The organism is Vibrio sp. vnigr-6D03 (genome assembly GCF_002835515.1).
Classification (GTDB): domain Bacteria; phylum Pseudomonadota; class Gammaproteobacteria; order Enterobacterales; family Vibrionaceae; genus Vibrio; species Vibrio penaeicida.
On the sequence record NZ_PIZL01000013.1, the window covers coordinates 158307 to 177105 of the forward strand.

The following is an 18799-nucleotide window of genomic DNA, read 5'->3' on the forward strand; positions in this document are numbered from 1 at the left end:
ATCTTTTCTCTAGGAGAGTTATGTCTTCTCAAAAGACACCCCAGCTCAGCTTATTGCTGTTCATTATTTTAGGAGCCATCGGGGCTCTTACTCCGCTCGCGATCGATATGTATTTGCCTGCGATGCCTGCTATAGCAAAAGATCTCGGAGTCACTGCGGGTGAGGTACAAATCACCTTAACTGCATACACCTTAGGGTTTGCATTTGGGCAGTTATTGCATGGTCCACTGGCAGACAGTTATGGCCGGAGGCCTGTGCTGTTGATCGGCGTCGTATTGTTCGCGCTTGCTTCAATAGTGTCTGCGACCACAACGGGCATTGATGCATTAATGGCAGTGCGTGTTGCGCAAGGGTTTGCCGGAGCTGCGGCAGCGGTTGTGATTCAGGCGGTGGTCAGAGATATGTTCGATAGAGAAGATTTTTCTCGAACGATGTCCTTCATTACATTGGTGATTACGCTTGCTCCGTTGGTTGCACCAATGATCGGTGGTCACCTTGCCGTCTGGTTTGGTTGGCGTTCGATCTTTTGGACATTGGCTATCTTTTCTGCCGTCGTTATCGCTGCTGTTTTATGGAAAATCCCAGAGACACTGGCACCAGAGAATCGTCAGCCATTAAATTTCAGAACAAGTTTGAGAAACTACGCCAAATTGTGTACTAATCCACTGGCGCTAGGGCTCATTCTTTCAAGCGCGTTTTCATTTTCTGGTATGTTTGTCTTTTTAACTGCTGGCTCTTTTGTTTATATCGATCTTTATCATGTCACTCCTGATCAATTTGGTTATCTATTTGGACTGAATATTATCTGCATGATCTTGATGACGATTCTCAACGGTCGGATTGTAAAAAAAGTGGGCTCACACTGGATGCTAAGACTTGGGTTAACGCTTAAATTGATTGCAGGAGTTGGGCTTTTTCTCGGCTGGCTATTTGATTTAGGGCTATGGGGTATTGTTCCTTTTGTAATGCTGTTTGTCGGCACTATTGCGACAATCGGCAGTAACAGCATGGCGCTACTACTTAGCGGATACCCTAATATGGCAGGTACTGCCTCTTCTTTGGCGGGCACGCTGAGGTTTGGTATGGGTTCTTTGATGGGGGCTCTGGTTGCCTTTATGCCGTCGAATACACAAGTACCAATGATTATGATGATGACGCTCTGTGCGGTATTATCCGCACTATTTTACTGGACGCTAGGAAGAAAGGCGTAATGTCTAAATACCATATTGAGATTCAAAACCTTGTTAATACTGCTTTAGATGAAATGGCAGAAGAGCACAATAAAGGGCGTTTAGCCGATACACCGGTGAGCAACACGCACTTTATTCTTCGCTGGATCACACGTGCGATTAAAGGTCAGCGTTTTCATCGTGTTGTTAGCGGAGATTTAATTCGCTGGCAGAAATCAGGTCGAAGCAAAGGTACACAACTCGATCTACTGTTATTGTTCCGTCAAATTTCTCAGTTATACGCTAAGTTTACGCCAGCAGATAAAGACGCGACCCCTGTTTTAGATAGCGAAATTGAAGGTTTTATCGATTTCATGGAAGCGAAGGGTTGGGCTGTGTGTTCTGAATATGATGCCCGAGAGAAGATTCAAGTCTTTACAGAAGGCGACAGTTCATTTTTGCTCTGTTCACATCAATGCGATGATTGCTTTGAAGGCACGGATTTAATCAAGCCAATGAGCTGGTATGTGCGCGGTAACCACGCGGAATTTATTCGTTTGGCAACGGAGCAAGGTTTTTTGGTCCACAAAGTCACCGATTATAAATCTAAGGTTAAATACCATGGTGAGTATTTGGTGTACCCAAATAACCAAGGTCCGCAGTTAGCCGAAATTCCACTTGGCTATGGTATGGATAAATAGACCTAGATAACCTGAACTCGGGATAACAGATTGCTTTCTAATGGCTCTTTTTACTTATTACTTCGTTGAACCCCCTCCCAATAACCCGTTATTGGTTCGTGGCTTCGCCTTGTCTTAAGCAAAAATGGCTCATTAGAATTCATATGTTGGAAATCTACCTGTATTTGAATAGATTAGCTAACCCCTTATCCCGAGTTCAGGTTAGATAGAAAATAGATCCAGATAGGTATAGTAGGGAGCCAAATGGTTTCCTATTTTTTTGCCTTATTCTCGAGCTTTGCTTGTTGAACAATGACTTTGATCATTCCTCGAAAAACAAATAGGTGCGCGGGCATCATTGCAAACCAATAGAGCAACCCTAAAAAGCCTTTCGGGTGCCACCAAGCGGTGACGTTCAGCTCCCGGTAGTTACCGTGGTCTTTTATCGAGAATTCTAAACGCCCTAGTCCAGGACCTTTCATTCCAAACAACAAAGAAATAAAGGTGTTTTCTTCGTGTTTAATGACTTTCCAAGAATCGATGTAGTCGCCTTCTTTTAATGCAGAATCGCTGGGCTTTTGCCTTACTGGGAAAGATCCGCCAGCTAGCACATCCATCCACTCTCTAAGTCGCCACATCCACGTAGCAAAAAAGTATCCTTTTTCATGGCTTCCAATTTCTTTAACCACTTTCCAGAGACTTTGCGCATCCATTTCTGTTTGTATGCTAGCGCCCGTCTTTTTAGGGTAGTAGCCAAAGCCTGGCTGCCACCTCTTAAGCGCAGAAGGATCGAATCCCCAAACGTTGGATTTCAAATAAGCACCTTCACTTGCAATTGCGGATGCGACGGCTTGTTCGAAAGGTATTAGAGGTTGAGGGAATTTACGCTCTAGGGCTTGGCTGTCCGCTATGAAATCGTGCGTTAGCCCTGCTAATAGTGCTCTCCCAACACTAGAAGGAACGGAAGTCACCATACCCAACCAATAGCTCGCCATCTTAGGTGTGAGCATTCGTGTCGATAAAATTGAGCGTTTTCTTCGCGTGACTTTGCAAAGGATCTGAAACTGCTCTCGATAGCTTAAAATATCGGGACCGCCCGCTTCGAATACGTGGCTTTCACTCGGAGTGTCTTTTGCGAGTGCTAACAGGTAGTGATTTAAATTGTCTAGTGCAATTGGATTAGCTTTGGAGCTTACCCACTTCGGTGTAATCAGGATAGGGAGGTTATAGACGAAGTCTCGCATGATCTCGAACGCGGCGCTGCCTGCACCAATAATGACACCAGCACGAACTTCCGTAACGGGGACATGAGATTGTCTTAGTACGTTACCTGTTTCTCGTCTTGCTTGTAGGTGCTTAGAATCACCAGTTTGAGGTTGAAGTGAGCTCAGGTAAATAACGTGTTGGATTTGGCTTTTGTCCAAGGCTTGACGAAAATTCTCTGCCAGTGACAGTTCATAATCGATGAAGTCATACCCGTGTGCCATGCCATGTACGAGAAAGAACGCGAGGTCAAAGTGATTGACCAAATTTAACGTAGATTCGCGATCGGCTAAATCAAGGTATTGCACTGTTAAGTTTGGATGCTCAGGAACACGTCGTTTTAGGAACTCAAATTGGCGAGCGACCGCCGTTACGGCGTACCCCTCTCTTAATAAAAGTGGAATCAACTGTGAGCCGACATAGCCGGATGCCCCAAGTACCAACACTCGCTTTAAAGCCATAAACCTCTATTACCTATCTCTAATAAACAGCGCTATTTGAATATATTTAAGCACGTGGAGAAGCCCAAACGTGTTAGAGAAAGTGATCGAACACTAATCATTTAGAAACCCTAACATATTGAGTATATTTATTTTTATTATTCATATAGATTAGTATGCCTAAGCATCATTAGGTCACTTAGGTACAAAAGATGGCTCAGGTATAGAGCTAGGGAAACGTGTTTCTGTACTTTTTCTCCACAGCATTTTTCTCCCAAGACTTTTACTTCAATACCTTTACTCCAAAATAAACCGATGGCAAGAGGGACGTATGACATCAGCAATGCATCTTGTATTTCACCATACTCGAGGGGACTTTATTCGGAAACTGTTTGCCATTGCTTTGCCTATTGCGTTGCAAAGTGTGATGTTTTCGAGCCGTGGGTTGGTTGATGTATTAATGTTAGGACAACTTGGTGAAGCAGATATTGCGGCAGTGGGTATCGCGTCACGCGCTATGTTTGTCACCACTATCATGCTGGTGGGAATTACAACCGGTGGTTCTATGCTCATCGCTCAGTATTGGGGAGCGGGTAATCACAAAGGGGTGAAGGAAAGTACAGCGCTGACGTGGATGATAGCAAGCCTCACTGCTGCGGTTACCGTTGTTGGCTTTTCACTATTCCCATCACAAGTGATGCGCCTTGCAACTGATTCGCCCGAAGTCATTACTTTGGGAACCGACTATATTTTGCTGACTGCTTTCAGCATGTTTGGTGTAGCGTGTGTCGCGAGTATGGCAGTGGGGCTACGTTCCATTCAAAAGCCTGGTCTGAGCACTTTTTTTAGTGGTATTGGTATCGTTTCGAATGTGTTTCTGAACTGGGTTTTCATCTTCGGAAATTTAGGCGCGCCTGCAATGGGAATAAAAGGCGCGGCTATTGCTACCTTGATAAGCAGCGCCATTGAAGTGTGCTGTCTTTACGGTTATCTGTACTCCAAAAAACATTTATTGTCTTTTGGTTTCCATGAAATGGTAACAGTTTGGAAGCGAGAAACTGTTATTCGCTTCTTGAAACTTTCGATGCCAACGACATTTAACTTTCTTGCTTGGGCTGGGGGCTTATTTGTCTATCACGCAATCATGGGACAAACAGGCGTCCAGGGACTTGCCGCACTCTCTGTGATGACCCCCGTGGAATCCATATCCCTTTGCGTAATGATTGGCATCTCTACCGCTTCAGCCGCCCTCATTGGTAATCAATTGGGGGCAAAGGATTTAGAGTCAGTTTATTATCGCGCTATCGGCCTCGTGGTGGTGAACATAGGTGTGGGGATTGTTACAGCTACGCTTCTTTATCTATCTCAGATCTATATTTTGGAAGCGTTTACCGCATTGTCTGATGAAACACGAGCACTCAGCCAGAAATTCATGTTGGTATTAAGTGTGGGAATCGTTCTTCGCTCCCTACCTATGATGGCGATTGTTGGTGTACTTAGAGCGGGTGGTGATGTTAATTTCTGTTTGTATCAAGACTTGGTTGCTCAGTGGGTTATTGGCATTCCAGTTACTGCGTTTTGTGCCATCGTCCTTGGGTGGAAGCCGGAATATATTTATGCACTATTTTTGCTTGAAGAGCTCATTAAGTGGTTTGGGTCAACGTACCGTATAAAAAGCAAGAAGTGGATTAGAAATTTGGTTGAAAATTGAACACAAGTCTCTCTTGTAATGTAACGGTGTGCATATATTGTGATCTCTGTGTCAAAATACTTCCTAGGCTTCCTGTTTTAGTGTAGATTCTCATACCTAATTTCTAACTAAGCCAGTTGAGTAAGTGAATGTTAAATCTTTCAGACCTATGTAAAGGGTACGTGGATGGTGGAGAGTTTCACCCCGTACTGCAAGGGGCTGAATTGACATTGAAGCAAGGAGAGCAGCTCGCCCTGATGGGGGAAAGCGGATCGGGAAAAAGCACCTTACTCAATTTAATAGCAGGAATCGATCAAGTTGATTCCGGCGAAATATGGTTTTCGAAATTTTCTATGCATGCGCAACCTGAATATAAGCGTACAGCGTATCGCAGAAATAACATTGGTCACATCTTTCAACAGTTCAATTTGCTTCCTACTCTAAATATTGCAGACAATATACGTTTTTGTAGGCAGCTCAAAGGGCTTCCAGAAGATCGAGGCTTATGGCGGCAAATACTCTCGGCGCTTGATCTCATGCCTTTACTCGGTCGTTATCCTGAAGAAGTATCTGGTGGCCAGCAGCAGCGTGCTGCAATAGCGCGTTCTCTATATATGGAACCAAAACTTCTTTTAGCGGATGAGCCGACAGGCAGTCTAGATGAAAGAAACGCAGAAGCTGTTATGCGGCTTCTTACGAGCTTAACAAAACAGCTCGACTGTACGTTATTGCTTGTCACGCACAGTGAAAAAGTGGCGCAACACATGGAAGGTTGCATTCGCCTGCAAGGAGGGCAACTGCATGTTATGGCCCGTAGTTAAGGCACTACTTGGTCACTATAAACGCCACCCCTTACAGATTGTTCTCGTCTGGCTAGGATTGACTTTAGGAGTCTCCCTTCTTGTTGGTGTACTTGCCATCAATCACCACGCAAAACAAAGCTACAGTGCTGGCGAAAAACTTTTCTCTAACCCTTTGCCTTACCGTATTCGCCCTGTACACAGTGCCAATAAGATCCCTCAAGGATTCTATATTCAGCTAAGAAGGGAAGGCTTTCATCAATGCATGCCTTTTGATGCCCACCGAATCTCAACTCAAAGCGGTTTAGAACTCACTATTACGGGGCTTGATCCCGTTGCAATGCTTGAATTACAGCAAGGTGCTTCGCTTCGAGACATCAATACCCTCAAATTAAAAGAGCCACCTTATCCGATTATGGTGAGTTCAGATCTTGCCGGTCACTTGAATTGGCATGATGGGGATTACGTTACCCTTGAAGATGGCTCGTTACTGGGCCCTCTATTGGTGGATGAGCAAAATTTGCTTTCGGGTACACGGGTAATCGCGGACATTGCGCTAATTCGAATGCTAAGCCAGCGAACTGGTTTCGACCTCATTGCGTGCGGAAAGATGCCGCCTGAAAAAGTGGAAACACTAAAAGAACTTTTACCTAACGGTATGAAGTTTTCGCAAAATACTCGAGCGGAACTTGATTCGCTAACGTTGGCTTTTCATACCAACTTGACCGCACTTGGGATGCTTTCTTTCTTTGTGGGTCTGTTTATTTTCTATCAAGCGATGACACTCTCTTTTGTGCAACGTCAGCCATTGGTTGGCGTATTGCGTCAAACTGGCGTGTCCATGTGGCAACTCACCTTAGCACTCGTTTATGAGCTGATTTTTTGGATCGTTATTGCTTGGCTTTGTGGCAACGTGTTTGGGTTGTTCTTAGCGAATCAATTAATGCCGAGTGTATCCGCGAGTTTAGAAGACTTGTATAAAGCCAACGTTGGGTTGGATATTCAGTGGAGTTGGGACTGGAGTCAGAAGAGTTTACTGGTTTCAATTTTGGGTACGCTACTCGCTTGTAGTTTCCCGTTGTTCCGACTCCTTAGAACTCAACCTGTCCGGTTAAGCGCAAAGCTGTCCATTGTGCGCTTTGCAGGTAAGGAATTTACCTTTCAGGCTATGCTGGCATGCGTATTCGTGGTGGCAGCGGTTGCGGTTCATCAAGCCAATCAAACTCAAGAGTCCGGTTTCGCTTTGATCGCACTATTGTTGATCAGCGTCGGGCTCTTTATGCCCTTTATTGTGTGGAAAATCTTCAATGGGTTGTCCTTCTCATTGAAATGGGTGAAAGCTCGCTGGTTTTTTGCCGACTGTGCTGCCAGCATGAGTTATCGTGGAGTGGCTGCCATGGCCTTTATGCTTGCACTCGCCACCAACATTGGTGTTGAAACCATGGTGGGAAGCTTCCGTGAAACAACAGATAAATGGCTAACTCAGCGTTTAGCGGCAGACGTATATGTGATGCCGACCAATAATATTTCAAAGAGAATGAGTACCTGGCTATCAGATCAAGATGAAGTGAAAGAAGTCTGGTGGCGTTGGGAAAAGGAAATAAACAGTATTACAGGGACAATGCAAGCCGTCAGTACTGGTAATACAGCAGGTGAAAAAGAAGCGCTTACCCTTAAAGTTGCCATTCCCAATTATTGGTTCCATTTGCAACACTCCCAAGGCGTGATGGTGAGTGAATCTATGGCAATTAAGACGGGAATCCGAGCGGGCGACTACATCGCGTTACCGGCGCCTTTAGATGGAAATTGGCAAGTTGTTGGAGTTTATTATGACTACGGCAACCCCTATAACCAGGTGATGTTGTCACATAGAAACTGGCTGACACATTTTGCTAATCAAGGCGAAGCTGGGTTGGGTATTATTCTCAAAGATGGCTTTAGCTCCAGCCAGTTGCTTCGAAAGCTGAACCAAGAATTTAAGCTCTCACCTGAGCGAATCTACGATAACAATAAAGTGCACGATCAAGCATTGAAGGTGTTTGACCGTACCTTTGGCATCGCAGGGACCTTGGGCAATATAACGCTCGTTATCGCTGTCTTCGGGTTGTTCTTCTCTACTCTGGCCGGTGAAACTTCACGTCAGCGACACTTTGCATTGCTCCGGTGTTTTGGCTTATCCGCTAAGGAACTCGTCCTATTGGGTGGTTTACAGCTTCTGGTGATAGGGATTTTCTCAGCGATGATCGCCATTCCATTAGGGTTAGTACTGGCTGATCTCATGATCGATGTTGTCCTTAAACAATCTTTTGGATGGACCATGCAGCTGGAAGTGATTCCTTGGGAGTACGGCACAACGTTCGCTTGGTCATTTGGTGCGCTCATTATTGCCGGCGCGTGGCCAGTCTTTAACATGGTTCGGAAAACCCCAATGAAGTCACTGCGGGACGCGTTATAGTATGAGTCGTCCATCCAAATCAAAGATATTTCCAGTTCTATTCTCTATTGTTGCTCTGAGCGGCATATCGTGGATTTTTTATGATTCTTTTTATGGTCCTGTAACAGGGGAGCATGAAAATGAAGTTAATACGGTGTTGATAGGCAGCAAAGACGCGGTATTCGAACCTGTATTACCAGATGATCCGGTGGCGATACCTGAAGACTTCAAGGAACACCCTGAATTTCAGCATGAGTGGTGGCACTTTTTTGCTAATGTTCAAGACGAGAATGAAGAACACTATGGCATTCAATGGAGTTTTTTCCGAATTGCTAGCGATGAGCGTGAAATAGGCGGTTGGCAAAGCCCACAGACTTACTTGTCGCATGTTGTTATCACATCTAATCAAACAAGCATTAAAGAGCAAAGGGTCGCTCGTGGCGGGATCGGGCAAGCCGGTGTGCAAGATGCCCCATTTGGTATTTGGATTGATAACTGGCGTTGGAGTACAACCAGCAATGCGCCTTTTCCTAGTACTCTGAATATTGAAACCGATGAGTTTAAAGTCAACCTTCATAGCTCTACCATTGGTCCTTATGTGGTGAATGGCGATCTCGGTTATCAGATTAAGCACGATCTTCTTCCTGTTGCGTCATTCAGTGTGGCTGCTCCGTTTATTCGTACCAAAGGTCAACTTGTTCTTGGTGGCAAAACTTACCGAGTACAAGGGGAAGCGTGGTTCAATAAAGAGTGGGGGAGTGGTTTACTTGCGGAAGGGCAACAAGGTTGGGACCAATTCTCACTCCGTCTTACAGATGGACGAACATTAATGGTCAATCAATATCGACACGTAAGGCAACCGTCCTACACTTTTGGAACCATTGCAGATAGAAAGGGAGACGTTGTTGTTCTAAAAGGCGAAGACGTTGAGATTGTTCCGATTGGCACAGCTAAGTTAAGGAATGGTCGTAAATTGCCTTTGCAGTGGGTTATTAATGTACCTAAGCACAACATTAATTTAACAACTCGAGTGATGAAAGCTGAGCAATGGTTGCCATTCGCTATCCCTTATTGGGAAGGGCCGATCGTGGCTACCGGCAGTCATGAAGCCGTGGGATTAATGCAATTGACAGGGTATTGATTGGCTTAATCTTAGAAATTAGCAATCACTCTCATAATGAGATATTTAAAAAACCGCGTTCTTGTAGCGCGGTTTTTTTGTGGGTATAAATACCAAATTAGTTGCAACGTTTAGCGTTATAAACTGTGAACGGCTATACAATAAGGGAAGTAATAATAAACTTAGTCTAAATAACAGTAAGGAATACTCTGATTAAAACTTGATAAGTTTCGGAAAAACCGATGTTTGAGCTCCAAACAAGCGATTTTTCCCAAGCGACATCACACTATAAACTTTGAATTATTGTTTGTTAGCATTCTATTAACAAAGTAGATGAAAGGGCGATATCATGAATGATGTCATTAAACACTTTTTTAAAATGGAATCCGCGGGTGGTATCATCCTAGTAATTGCGGCTGCAATTGCTATGTTCGTCGCGAACTCCCCACTCAACGAAATGTACCAAGCTGGGTTACACACCTATGTATTGGGCATGTCCATTTCTCACTGGATCAATGATGGCTTGATGGCTGTCTTCTTCCTTCTCATTGGTCTAGAAGTTAAGCGCGAATTACTCGAAGGCGCGTTAAAATCTAAAGAAACCGCAATCTTCCCAGCTATTGCTGCTGTTGGCGGAATGCTCGCACCTGCACTTGTTTACATCGCATTCAATAGCGGTGACCCAACAGCAATGCAAGGATGGGCGATCCCTGCGGCAACAGATATCGCATTTGCCTTAGGTATTATGGCGCTTCTTGGTAAACGCGTACCGGTAAGTCTTAAAGTGTTCCTACTTGCTTTAGCTATAATTGATGACCTAGGTGTCGTTGTTATTATTGCACTGTTTTACACTGGCGATCTTTCGACTACTGCTCTTCTGATAGGCTTCGTTGCTACTGCTGTCTTGTTCTTTATGAACAGTCGACACGTCAGTAAGATTCGATGGTATCTCATCGTTGGCTTTATTCTGTGGGTCGCGGTATTGAAATCTGGTGTGCACGCAACGTTGGCTGGTGTAGTAATAGGCTTTGCTATTCCACTTAACGGTAACAAAGGGGAGCGGTCGCCTCTCAAGCACGTTGAACATGCACTGCACTCTTATGTCGCGTTCTTTATTTTGCCAGTCTTTGCGTTTGCAAATGCAGGTATATCGCTAGCCGGTGTATCCATGTCGGGCCTAACTTCAATGCTACCGTTGGGTATTGCGCTGGGGCTGTTGGTAGGTAAACCTCTTGGTATCTTCAGCTTCAGCTGGGTTGCCGTGAAGATGGGAGTGGCTAAGTTGCCAGAAGGTATCAACATGAAGCACATATTTGCGGTTTCGGTACTGTGTGGTATTGGCTTTACCATGTCGATATTCATATCAGGATTGGCGTTTGTTGATGTTAGCGCAGAATTTGATACGTATTCTCGCTTGGGTATCCTGATGGGTTCGACGACTTCAGCAATACTTGGCTACTTACTGCTTCACTTCTCCCTACCTAAAGAGCCTGTTCCGGTAGAAGAAGTACAGCACTAATTACAGCAGCTTCAATTAAACAAAAACCCCGCTAGAGATAGCGGGGTTTTTTGTATCAATCGATTCAAATGGTTATTTAAAAACAGACCAAATAGGTGCGTGATCGGATGGCTTCTCTATTCCGCGCAATTCATAATCAATATCGGCTTCAACGCACTTTTTCGCTAAGCTAGGTGTCGCTAATACCACGTCAATCCTCAGACCTCGGTTATCATCAAACCCACGAGATCGGTAGTCAAACCAAGAGTATTTGTCCTCGACATCGGGGTGCAAGTTACGGAATGTGTCTTCAAAACCCCAATCTAATAACGTTTGTAGCCATTCGCGCTCGATAGGTTGGAAAGAACATTTTCCTGTTTTTAGCCAGCGCTTACGATTCGGTTCACCGATGCCGATATCCAAGTCGATAGGGCTGATATTGATATCGCCCATAACAATGACCTGTTCTTCGTTGGTGTGGTGATCATTAAGGTATGTCATCAAGTCTTTGTAAAACTGTTCTTTATACGGGAACTTTGTTTCGTGTTCGACGTTATCACCTTGTGGGAAGTAGCCATTGAGTACCGTGACTTTTTCACCATTTTCGTCTTCAAATGTCGCCATGATCATGCGCTTTTGATGATCTTCATTATCTGTAGGGAAGCCTTTTTTTACTTCGAGCGGCTCTGTTTTGCATAACATAGCGACACCGTAATGTGCTTTTTGACCATGGTAGTAAACTTTGTACCCCATAGCTTCCACATCTTCCAAAGGAAATGCATCATCATGAACTTTGATTTCCTGAAGACCGATGACATCGGGTTGGTGCTTATCTATTAATGCTTGCAGTTGGTGAAGGCGAGCTCGAAGGCCATTTATGTTGAAGCTTATCACTTTCATTATTTTTCTATCCTCTAGTGAGACCTTGTGCGACATAAGGTATCTATTTTCATAGGCTTCGCTACAACGAATCCTCATTTTCTACATCAATTTAAACATGTTTGTTTCGGCATCTCTACCTCGACACTCCCACCTGAATTCAAATGTCCTAAATTTAGACACTTTCTCCAAAACCGCTTTAACTCTGCTGGTACTCACTTTATCTGCGTTTGTTCATAAAATTTAATTGGCTGTATGAAAAATATACAGAACTCCGTAATGTTAAGTGATGTGATCTGTCAACATTTTAGTTTTGTATCTTTGATATCGTGCTGCATCAATACTTAGATTTTTGACAATGTACGGTAATGACGATTTTTTATGGAATTTAGTGCTATCAAGGGGGTTGAGTAACAGTGTTTTGTCTAATAGTATCTGCTTTGCCGTACACACCTGCAGGGGTGTATAAGCAACCTTAATTTGTGGTACATTTTTCACCTACATAGCGATATGTAGGTGTTTTTTTATGGGTACTCATTCCCACTCTCTAACCTAATCAAATTTACACATAATGATCCCAAAAATTGAAACCGATAGGCTGCTTTTAGTCGCGCCAGATAAAAGCTGTTTTGAAGCGTATGAGGCATTTTATACCGATAGCGATGCGTCAGAGGCATATGGTGGACCTATTTCACGTTCAATGGCTTGGGCTCGTCTTAAAAGCGATGTTGGTGGTTGGTACATGGATGGCTTTGGCGTTTGGGCTATCAAAGAAAAAAGTTCAGGTAAAGTCGTTGGGGTTTGTGGGTTTTGGCAAGGGTTGGGCTGGCCAAGAGAGCTAACTTGGTGGTTGCTACCAAACTCAAGAGGAAAAGGTTACGCGGTGGAAGCCTCTCTTGCCGTTATCTCGTATGCCTACCGCGAGTTTGGTTGGCAAGAAGTCGAGACCTATATGAATGACGCCAATAAGCCCGCGAAATCCTTGGTCAAGCGTTTAGGTGGTGTAAAGTCGAGGAGAGAACGATTCCCCGATGACTTAAACCGCGATATTTATGTTTTCCCCGATATCGATATCTAAGATCAACAACTTCTATAGTTATTGTCCTTCCACGTACCTCTTCTCTGTCTCCATTTTGTGCACGTTACCGTGTTTGTTTTTACCTTTTGTATACCCCTATCTCTATCTTCTTACAGAGGGAACTTTGTCTTTTCTGTACTTTGAAAGTGTTCACACCGTGAATAAACAGCAAAAATCACTGGTGGAGTGCTGTTTTTATATACAGTATATTTCTAATTAATAATATGGGATTTGATGCGTTAAACAGGTGAATTCATCAAACGACTTCCATGTATGGTTATGACTTAATATATTGAATTTATGAAGCTTTAAGTCAATTAGGACCAGTGTTCTTCTTTTCTAGTTTGATGAGAATGGATACGAATCAGGGTTTTTATCTCAAAACCAGTTGCAATGGAGTTGTTGTTAGCAAGGAAGCTGAATGCTCGGAATGGTTCAGGTGACGTTATGGCGAAGAATTTAAATGAGGGTCAAATGGCTACTTTGATCAAATGGCGGGCGAGGTGCAAAAGGGCTCAATTGGCACATAGCTATACGGCAATTTCTTATGGGCGTTATCATTTGCTGCTCGGTGTTGTATTGATTGTATTAACGACAGCGTCTTCTGTTTTGATTTTCGCCAGTGATGTCCAGCCCATTTGGTTATCACCAGTCGTAGGGACATCGGCCGCTTTGTTTGCTTATTTACAAACTTTTTTAAGGCTTTCAGAAAAAGCAGACACCCATAGGCAAGTTGCAAGACGCTATGGCGCGTTAAAAAAACGGATTGAATACGTCGTGGACTTTCGTGCGCCTATTAAGGATTTGAGTACTCATATTGATGCCATTCGGCAGAAAGAAGACGAGATAGCCTCGGATGCCCCTCATGCTCTCAGCCATCGCTGGAGTAAAGCCAAAAAAGAGACGCATACAGAAAACGAGGCTGCAAGATTAATGACGCGTTTGTAACTAGGGTCTGTTGACCTTTCGTGGTTAAATTTTGTTCGAGTTCTATGCCTTTTAATCGCGGCGCAAGGTGTGTAGCCTAGTCATTCTAAGCAAGTACCTTGCAACAAAGAGTAAAAGGCATAGAAGCGAACCCTTCGGGCAGCATTTGTGGCTTATTTCTACTGCGTTATCGCTCATTGATGTAGAGCGCTACACCGAATGAGCTTTGCCTTGTATAAATCACCCACAAATTGCTGCAAAAATCATCTCGAAAGGTCAACAGACCCTAACCTCAGCTTTGGATAACAGAACATCTTTCTAGTCGCTGTTTGTGCCGCTAACTGCGTTGAATTCACTTGCAATAGGCTTGCTATTGGCGCGTTAATTCGCCTTGTTATCAACAAAAACTTCTGACGAGAAGGGAGATAAAGTACAACTTTCATTTAATTCCATGGTTATGCTGTTTCTTATCCAAAGCTGAGGTTAACTAACGTACAAGCTATTGACATGTATATCTATAATTATGTTATGTTATAACATATCTTTCGATTATGGTTTAACGATGTCCACACAGCATGAGCTCGTCCTCGATGTAGAAAAGTTATGTGCCAAAAGCCCGCTAGGGTGGAAGGTGTTAACACAAGCCACTTTTACCGTATCTACAGGTGAGTGTGTGGCAATTATTGGACCTAATGGCTGCGGTAAGTCGAGCTTGCTGAAAGCAATTTCAGGTGAATATGACCCCATAGATGGTCGCCTGTTTATAGAAGGCATATCGGTCAGCGAAATGTCGCCGCAACAAAAAGCAAAATCCATTGCTGTTGTTGCGCAAAACGATCATGTAGATCCAAGACTTACGGTTCGTGAATATGTTTGGTTGGGTCGAGTTCCTCATACCTTTTGCTGCTCTAAAAATACTCATGAGAGAGCGGTGGAACAGGCCATTCGAGACGTAAACCTCAGTGACAAAGCCGACCGCCCGATGGGCGCGTTATCAGGTGGAGAACAACAGCGAGCAAACATAGCGAGAGCATTTGCTCAAGAACCTAAGCTAATGCTGCTTGACGAGCCAACCAACCATCTTGATCCACTTGCCCGATTAGAACTACTGGAACTAATAAAAAACAGAAACATGGCATCCATCGCTGTATTGCATGATTTGCCGTTGGTCGCACCCTTTGCCAACAAAGTGATTTTGATGTCAGAGCAAAAAATAGTGAAGTGCGATACCGCTGAAGAAATATTACAAGACAAGCACATTACCCCTGTTTTCGGGCTTCGTGTTTTAACTTTTAACCACCCGCATTTGACCAATGTCGTTCACCACTTTGAAGCGGCTGGATCACGGGTACAACCATCTTTAGGAGTTGCTTAATGAAATGGTCTGTCATTCTGACGGTTCTTTTACCTGTTTGGGCGCAAGCTGCAAATACTCAATACCCCGTTACCGTTGATAACTGTGGAACCCCCCTTGTGATTAAAGAACGCCCTAGTCGAGCGGTATTTCATGATATCAATATGACGGAGATGGCATTTGCTCTCGGTTTGCAAGAGAGTATGGCTGGTGTGACTGGCATTTCTGGTTGGTACAAGATGTCTCCGAGTTTTGAAAAAAAACTGGGTAATATTAAAGAGCTGGCACCCAAATACCCATCATTGGAAACCCTGATCACCTCCAAAGCCGATTTTTTCTTTGCGGGTTGGAATTATGGAATGAAGGTTGGGGGAGAGGTGACGCCAAAAACCTTAACTCCTTATGGGACCAATACCCTAATACTGTCTGAGAGCTGTATCCATACCAATAAGTTAGAGCAAAGCGCAAACATGAACTTGTTGTATGACGATGTCATGAAGTTAGGTGTGATTTTTGATAGGCAAGAAAAAGCCAAATTATTAGTCAAAGAATGGCAAAAGAGAATTGCAGCTGTCTCAAAAAATCAGAGCTCCAGTGCAACGAAACCGAATGTGTTTTTGTATGACTCAGGTGAAGATAAACCGTTTACCGCTGGAAAATACGCCATGCCTAACGCTCTTATTCGGGTTGCTGGTGGAAATAACGTTACAGACAACATGGAAACCAGCTGGTCAACAACATCGTGGGAACACGTTGCTAAAGAAAACCCTGACGTGATCATTCTTTTGGATTACCAAAGCGCGAGTGGTGCAGATGCTTTGCAAAACTTCTTAGAGCAACACCCACTCATGCAGCACACAAAAGCAGTTAAAGATAAGCGATATGTAAAGCTTCGCTATGAACAACTGACACCCGGTCCTGCCAATATAGATGCCATTGAAAAACTGTCACGTGCGCTATTTCCCAACAATTAGCGCTAAATGAAGTCTCATTCTTACTCAATAATGTGGCTGCTCGGAGGAGCAGCTCTTCTTGTGGTATTTACTTTAAGTCTAGTCCTTGGTTCCACAACGCTTTCTATGGACGAGCTGCTTATTGGATTACGTTCGTTTGGCGACGATGACATGTCTATGACCAGCCGGATATTGATGGATCTACGATTACCAAGAGCACTGCTTGCGGTCATTGCTGGAGCGGGGTTAGCGTTAGTTGGTGCTTTACTGCAAACCGCGACAAGAAATGACTTAGCTGACCCATTTTTATTTGGTTTGTCTTCAGGGGCTTCTGCTGGTGCTGTTTTAGTGATAACCCGCCTTGGTGACGCACTAGGGACTTGGTCTTTGCCAATAGCGGCGTTTGCCGGAGGCATCGTATCGGCATCGGCGGTGATCATCCTATTCTCCATTCAAAAGAAACGCGGGAATGACAACTTGGTTCTTTGTGGTCTTGCCATTTCATTTCTGTTTGGTGCCGTGACAAGCTTCCTCATATATTCAGGGGACCAGAGAGCGGCCAGTTCAATTCTATTCTGGACAATGGGCGGATTAGGGTTAGCACGTTGGGACAACTTATTCTTTGCACTCGTTGGCGTACTTGGTGTGGCAGCGTTGATTCTTAAGCGCTACCGAGATTTAGATACGCTGTTAGTGGGCGATCAGACAACCCACTCGCTAGGCATTAATGTTCACAGGTTAAGAAGTGAAATTTTCATATGCAGTGCCTTTTGTACGGCATCCATTGTTGCACTTACAGGGGTTGTCGGTTTTATTGGTTTGATGGTGCCACATTTGGTGCGACCTTTTTCTGGTATGACCCACCGAAAATTGTTGCCTTTGGTGGCGCTATGGGGAGCGGTAATGCTGACCACAGGTGATGTCGTCAGCCGAACCATTTTAGCGCCACAAGAACTGCCCGTTGGGATTATTACCGCCGCGCTTGGTGGGGTATTTGTGCTGTATCTTGTGTGGAAGAAAACCGTGTAACAGAAAATTGTGTAAGAAGTTGGTACCTTAATTTTTAGGTACCTTATTCTCTATCTGTATACCCTTTCCATTGTTCATTACTCTTCTTCTTCGTCGGCGCAGCACTCGTCGAGCAAGAAGCTGATCACGCCTCGGAGCTTTTCGTATTCAGCGACACAAAAAAGCGTTCTCCCTTCTCGGCGCTGTGTCAGTAAACCTGCTGAAACCAAGCCCGATATGTGATGCGAAAGTGTCGATCCTGGGATCGCAAGGCTTTCTTGAAGCCCTCCAACAGCAATACCTCTAAACCCTGCTTTCACAACACTTTTGTAAATAGTCAGCCTTGTTGGGTGCCCTAACTCTTTCAGAGACTTCGCAACGATTTCGATGTCCATTTAGATTCCTCTCAAATATTATATTTCGATATTACTAGAAATATCTTGATCATTCTATTGGTAAAGAATATATTTCGAATATTCTAGAAATATAGAGATTTGAATTATGTTCGATATAAACTCACTCGCTTTGCAAGAAACGTTATCCATGTTCGTCTTTTTAGCAGTAGAGCTAACCATACTTTTTTTAGCCATTAGTTATGTGGTAGGGGTTATTCAACTGTATATTCCGCCCGAAAAAATCCAGAGCATATTGAGTAGCAAAAATGGCAAAGGGTATGTGGTTGCCGCTTTCCTAGGTGCAGTCACCCCTTTCTGCTCTTGCTCGACGATCCCGTTCTTGAAGGGGCTATTAAGGGCAAAAGCAGGCTTTGGAACCATGATGGTGTTTCTATTTGCTAGTCCGTTGTTGAACCCCATCATTATTGGATTGTTTGCGATTACATTTGGTTATCAAGTCACAATATTGTATTTCGCAGTGGCTATGGGGGTGTCTGTGATAGCGGGGTACTCTCTCGAGAAATTGGGGTTTGAAAAGTACATCAAGCCTGAAGTCTATGCTGCGCCAATTGCAAAAGGGTGTGGAACAACGTGCGGTGAGAGTAAGAAACCAGAAAGCAAATGGGTTAGGGTTTGGCATAGTACTTGGAACGATTTTAAAAAGGTCTTACCCTTCTTGATTGGTGGTATTGCCATTGGTTCGATTATCTACGGTTTTATGCCCACGGAATTTATCGCAAGTGTCGCGAGTAAGGATAACCCTTTGGCTATTCCCGTTGCAGCTGTGATTGGTATCCCACTCTACATCCGTGCTGAAGCAGTTATTCCACTGAGTGCTGCACTTGCAGCCAAAGGAATGGGGCTTGGTGCGGTAATGGCGTTAATAATCGGGAGTGCAGGAGCCAGCTTAACAGAAGTGATCTTGTTAAAATCGATGTTTAAAAATACCCTAGTTGTCTCTTTTATCGCTGTGATTTTGTCTATGGCTATCGGTGCAGGGCTGCTCCACAATGTTCTGTTTTAGCTATCAGTAGACTTTAGGTATCAGTAAACTTGCAGCTATCAATATACTTTTAGTTTCAGAACATTCTGAGAAAGGCGAACTGTGTAC

General features: G+C 44.0%; 16 protein-coding genes. 13 read left to right on the plus strand and 3 right to left on the minus strand.

Annotation, left to right across the window (positions count from 1 at the left end; all coding sequences use genetic code 11):
• Positions 1-20 precede the first annotated feature (20 nt).
• Both CW749_RS11270 and CW749_RS11275 read left to right on the plus strand, forming a co-directional pair.
• Positions 21-1211 (plus strand): Bcr/CflA family multidrug efflux MFS transporter, encoded by a 1191-nt coding sequence (locus tag CW749_RS11270; RefSeq protein ID WP_101112209.1) that lies wholly within the window; start codon positions 21-23, stop codon positions 1209-1211.
• On the plus strand, positions 1211-1870 hold the full coding sequence (locus tag CW749_RS11275; RefSeq protein ID WP_101112210.1) for a DUF2913 family protein: 660 nt from the start codon (positions 1211-1213) through the stop codon (positions 1868-1870). Before CW749_RS11270 ends, CW749_RS11275 begins: the two co-directional genes overlap by 1 nt.
• 251 nt (positions 1871-2121) lie before the next feature.
• Here CW749_RS11275 and CW749_RS11280 read toward each other — a convergent pair whose 3' ends face one another.
• The gene (locus tag CW749_RS11280) at positions 2122-3573 is read right to left on the minus strand and encodes a DUF2867 domain-containing protein (protein ID WP_101112212.1); all 1452 of its coding nucleotides are present in this window, start codon (positions 3571-3573) and stop codon (positions 2122-2124) included.
• Positions 3574-3883: 310 nt separating this feature from the next.
• Here CW749_RS11280 and CW749_RS11285 point away from each other — a divergent pair, with 310 nt between their 5' ends.
• The 5 genes from CW749_RS11285 to nhaA all read left to right on the plus strand — a co-directional run bounded on the left by CW749_RS11285 (position 3884) and on the right by nhaA (position 11115).
• The gene (locus CW749_RS11285) at positions 3884-5263 is read left to right on the plus strand and encodes an MATE family efflux transporter (RefSeq protein ID WP_101112214.1); all 1380 of its coding nucleotides are present in this window, start codon (positions 3884-3886) and stop codon (positions 5261-5263) included.
• Positions 5264-5391: 128 nt separating this feature from the next.
• Positions 5392-6063, plus strand: a complete 672-nt coding sequence (locus CW749_RS11290; RefSeq protein WP_101112216.1) for an ABC transporter ATP-binding protein — start codon at positions 5392-5394, stop codon at positions 6061-6063.
• Positions 6044-8497, plus strand: a complete 2454-nt coding sequence (locus tag CW749_RS11295) for an FtsX-like permease family protein (protein WP_101112217.1) — start codon at positions 6044-6046, stop codon at positions 8495-8497. The genes CW749_RS11290 and CW749_RS11295 overlap by 20 nt, the downstream gene beginning before the upstream one ends.
• Position 8498: 1 nt before the next feature.
• Positions 8499-9617, plus strand: coding sequence for a lipocalin-like domain-containing protein (locus CW749_RS11300; RefSeq protein ID WP_101112219.1), 1119 nt, complete (start codon positions 8499-8501; stop codon positions 9615-9617).
• A 328-nt stretch (positions 9618-9945) separates the two neighbouring features.
• A complete protein-coding gene (nhaA, locus tag CW749_RS11305) occupies positions 9946-11115 on the plus strand; it encodes a Na+/H+ antiporter NhaA (protein WP_101112221.1) in 1170 nt (389 codons plus the stop codon).
• A gap of 72 nt (positions 11116-11187) precedes the next feature.
• Here nhaA and xthA read toward each other — a convergent pair whose 3' ends face one another.
• Positions 11188-11994 (minus strand): exodeoxyribonuclease III, encoded by an 807-nt coding sequence (gene xthA, locus CW749_RS11310; RefSeq protein WP_101112223.1) that lies wholly within the window; start codon positions 11992-11994, stop codon positions 11188-11190.
• 550 nt (positions 11995-12544) lie between these two features.
• Here xthA and CW749_RS11315 point away from each other — a divergent pair.
• The 5 genes from CW749_RS11315 (at position 12545) to CW749_RS11340 (ending at position 17314) form a co-directional block, all read left to right on the plus strand.
• The gene (locus CW749_RS11315; protein WP_101112225.1) at positions 12545-13051 is read left to right on the plus strand and encodes a GNAT family N-acetyltransferase; all 507 of its coding nucleotides are present in this window, start codon (positions 12545-12547) and stop codon (positions 13049-13051) included.
• A gap of 447 nt (positions 13052-13498) precedes the next feature.
• Positions 13499-13999: an SLATT domain-containing protein gene (locus CW749_RS11320; protein ID WP_101112303.1), complete on the plus strand. Its 501-nt coding sequence runs from the start codon at positions 13499-13501 to the stop codon at positions 13997-13999.
• Between the two features lie 541 nt (positions 14000-14540).
• Entirely contained in the window at positions 14541-15353 is an 813-nt protein-coding gene (locus CW749_RS11330) for an ABC transporter ATP-binding protein (RefSeq protein WP_101112226.1), read from the plus strand.
• Positions 15353-16306: an ABC transporter substrate-binding protein gene (locus tag CW749_RS11335; protein WP_101112228.1), complete on the plus strand. Its 954-nt coding sequence runs from the start codon at positions 15353-15355 to the stop codon at positions 16304-16306. The genes CW749_RS11330 and CW749_RS11335 overlap by 1 nt, the downstream gene beginning before the upstream one ends.
• A gap of 6 nt (positions 16307-16312) precedes the next feature.
• Complete coding sequence (locus tag CW749_RS11340) at positions 16313-17314, plus strand: iron ABC transporter permease (RefSeq protein WP_101112229.1); 1002 nt, start codon at positions 16313-16315, stop codon at positions 17312-17314.
• A 77-nt stretch (positions 17315-17391) separates the two neighbouring features.
• On the opposite strand, the gene CW749_RS11345 is transcribed toward CW749_RS11340, so the two are convergent.
• On the minus strand, positions 17392-17688 hold the full coding sequence (locus CW749_RS11345) for a metalloregulator ArsR/SmtB family transcription factor (RefSeq protein WP_101112231.1): 297 nt from the start codon (positions 17686-17688) through the stop codon (positions 17392-17394).
• A gap of 106 nt (positions 17689-17794) precedes the next feature.
• On the opposite strand from CW749_RS11345, the gene CW749_RS11350 reads away from it, so the two are divergent.
• On the plus strand, positions 17795-18712 hold the full coding sequence (locus CW749_RS11350) for a permease (protein WP_101112233.1): 918 nt from the start codon (positions 17795-17797) through the stop codon (positions 18710-18712).
• Positions 18713-18799: the final 87 nt, after the last annotated feature.

What these genes read in the sequence shown, in the direction of transcription:
- CW749_RS11295 (WP_101112217.1), top strand. Translation starts at nt 6,044, where the DNA reads ATGTTATGGCCCGTAGTTAAGGCACTACTTGGTCACTATAAACGCCAC.
- CW749_RS11275 (WP_101112210.1), top strand. Translation starts at nt 1,211, where the DNA reads ATGTCTAAATACCATATTGAGATTCAAAACCTTGTTAATACTGCTTTA.
- CW749_RS11315 (WP_101112225.1), top strand. Translation starts at nt 12,545, where the DNA reads ATGATCCCAAAAATTGAAACCGATAGGCTGCTTTTAGTCGCGCCAGAT.
- CW749_RS11345 (WP_101112231.1), bottom strand. Translation starts at nt 17,688, where the DNA reads ATGGACATCGAAATCGTTGCGAAGTCTCTGAAAGAGTTAGGGCACCCA.
- CW749_RS11320 (WP_101112303.1), top strand. Translation starts at nt 13,499, where the DNA reads ATGGCGAAGAATTTAAATGAGGGTCAAATGGCTACTTTGATCAAATGG.
- CW749_RS11340 (WP_101112229.1), top strand. Translation starts at nt 16,313, where the DNA reads ATGAAGTCTCATTCTTACTCAATAATGTGGCTGCTCGGAGGAGCAGCT.
- CW749_RS11330 (WP_101112226.1), top strand. Translation starts at nt 14,541, where the DNA reads ATGTCCACACAGCATGAGCTCGTCCTCGATGTAGAAAAGTTATGTGCC.
- CW749_RS11350 (WP_101112233.1), top strand. Translation starts at nt 17,795, where the DNA reads ATGTTCGATATAAACTCACTCGCTTTGCAAGAAACGTTATCCATGTTC.
- CW749_RS11280 (WP_101112212.1), bottom strand. Translation starts at nt 3,573, where the DNA reads ATGGCTTTAAAGCGAGTGTTGGTACTTGGGGCATCCGGCTATGTCGGC.
- xthA (WP_101112223.1), bottom strand. Translation starts at nt 11,994, where the DNA reads ATGAAAGTGATAAGCTTCAACATAAATGGCCTTCGAGCTCGCCTTCAC.
- CW749_RS11300 (WP_101112219.1), top strand. Translation starts at nt 8,499, where the DNA reads ATGAGTCGTCCATCCAAATCAAAGATATTTCCAGTTCTATTCTCTATT.
- nhaA (WP_101112221.1), top strand. Translation starts at nt 9,946, where the DNA reads ATGAATGATGTCATTAAACACTTTTTTAAAATGGAATCCGCGGGTGGT.
- CW749_RS11285 (WP_101112214.1), top strand. Translation starts at nt 3,884, where the DNA reads ATGACATCAGCAATGCATCTTGTATTTCACCATACTCGAGGGGACTTT.
- CW749_RS11270 (WP_101112209.1), top strand. Translation starts at nt 21, where the DNA reads ATGTCTTCTCAAAAGACACCCCAGCTCAGCTTATTGCTGTTCATTATT.
- CW749_RS11335 (WP_101112228.1), top strand. Translation starts at nt 15,353, where the DNA reads ATGAAATGGTCTGTCATTCTGACGGTTCTTTTACCTGTTTGGGCGCAA.
- CW749_RS11290 (WP_101112216.1), top strand. Translation starts at nt 5,392, where the DNA reads ATGTTAAATCTTTCAGACCTATGTAAAGGGTACGTGGATGGTGGAGAG.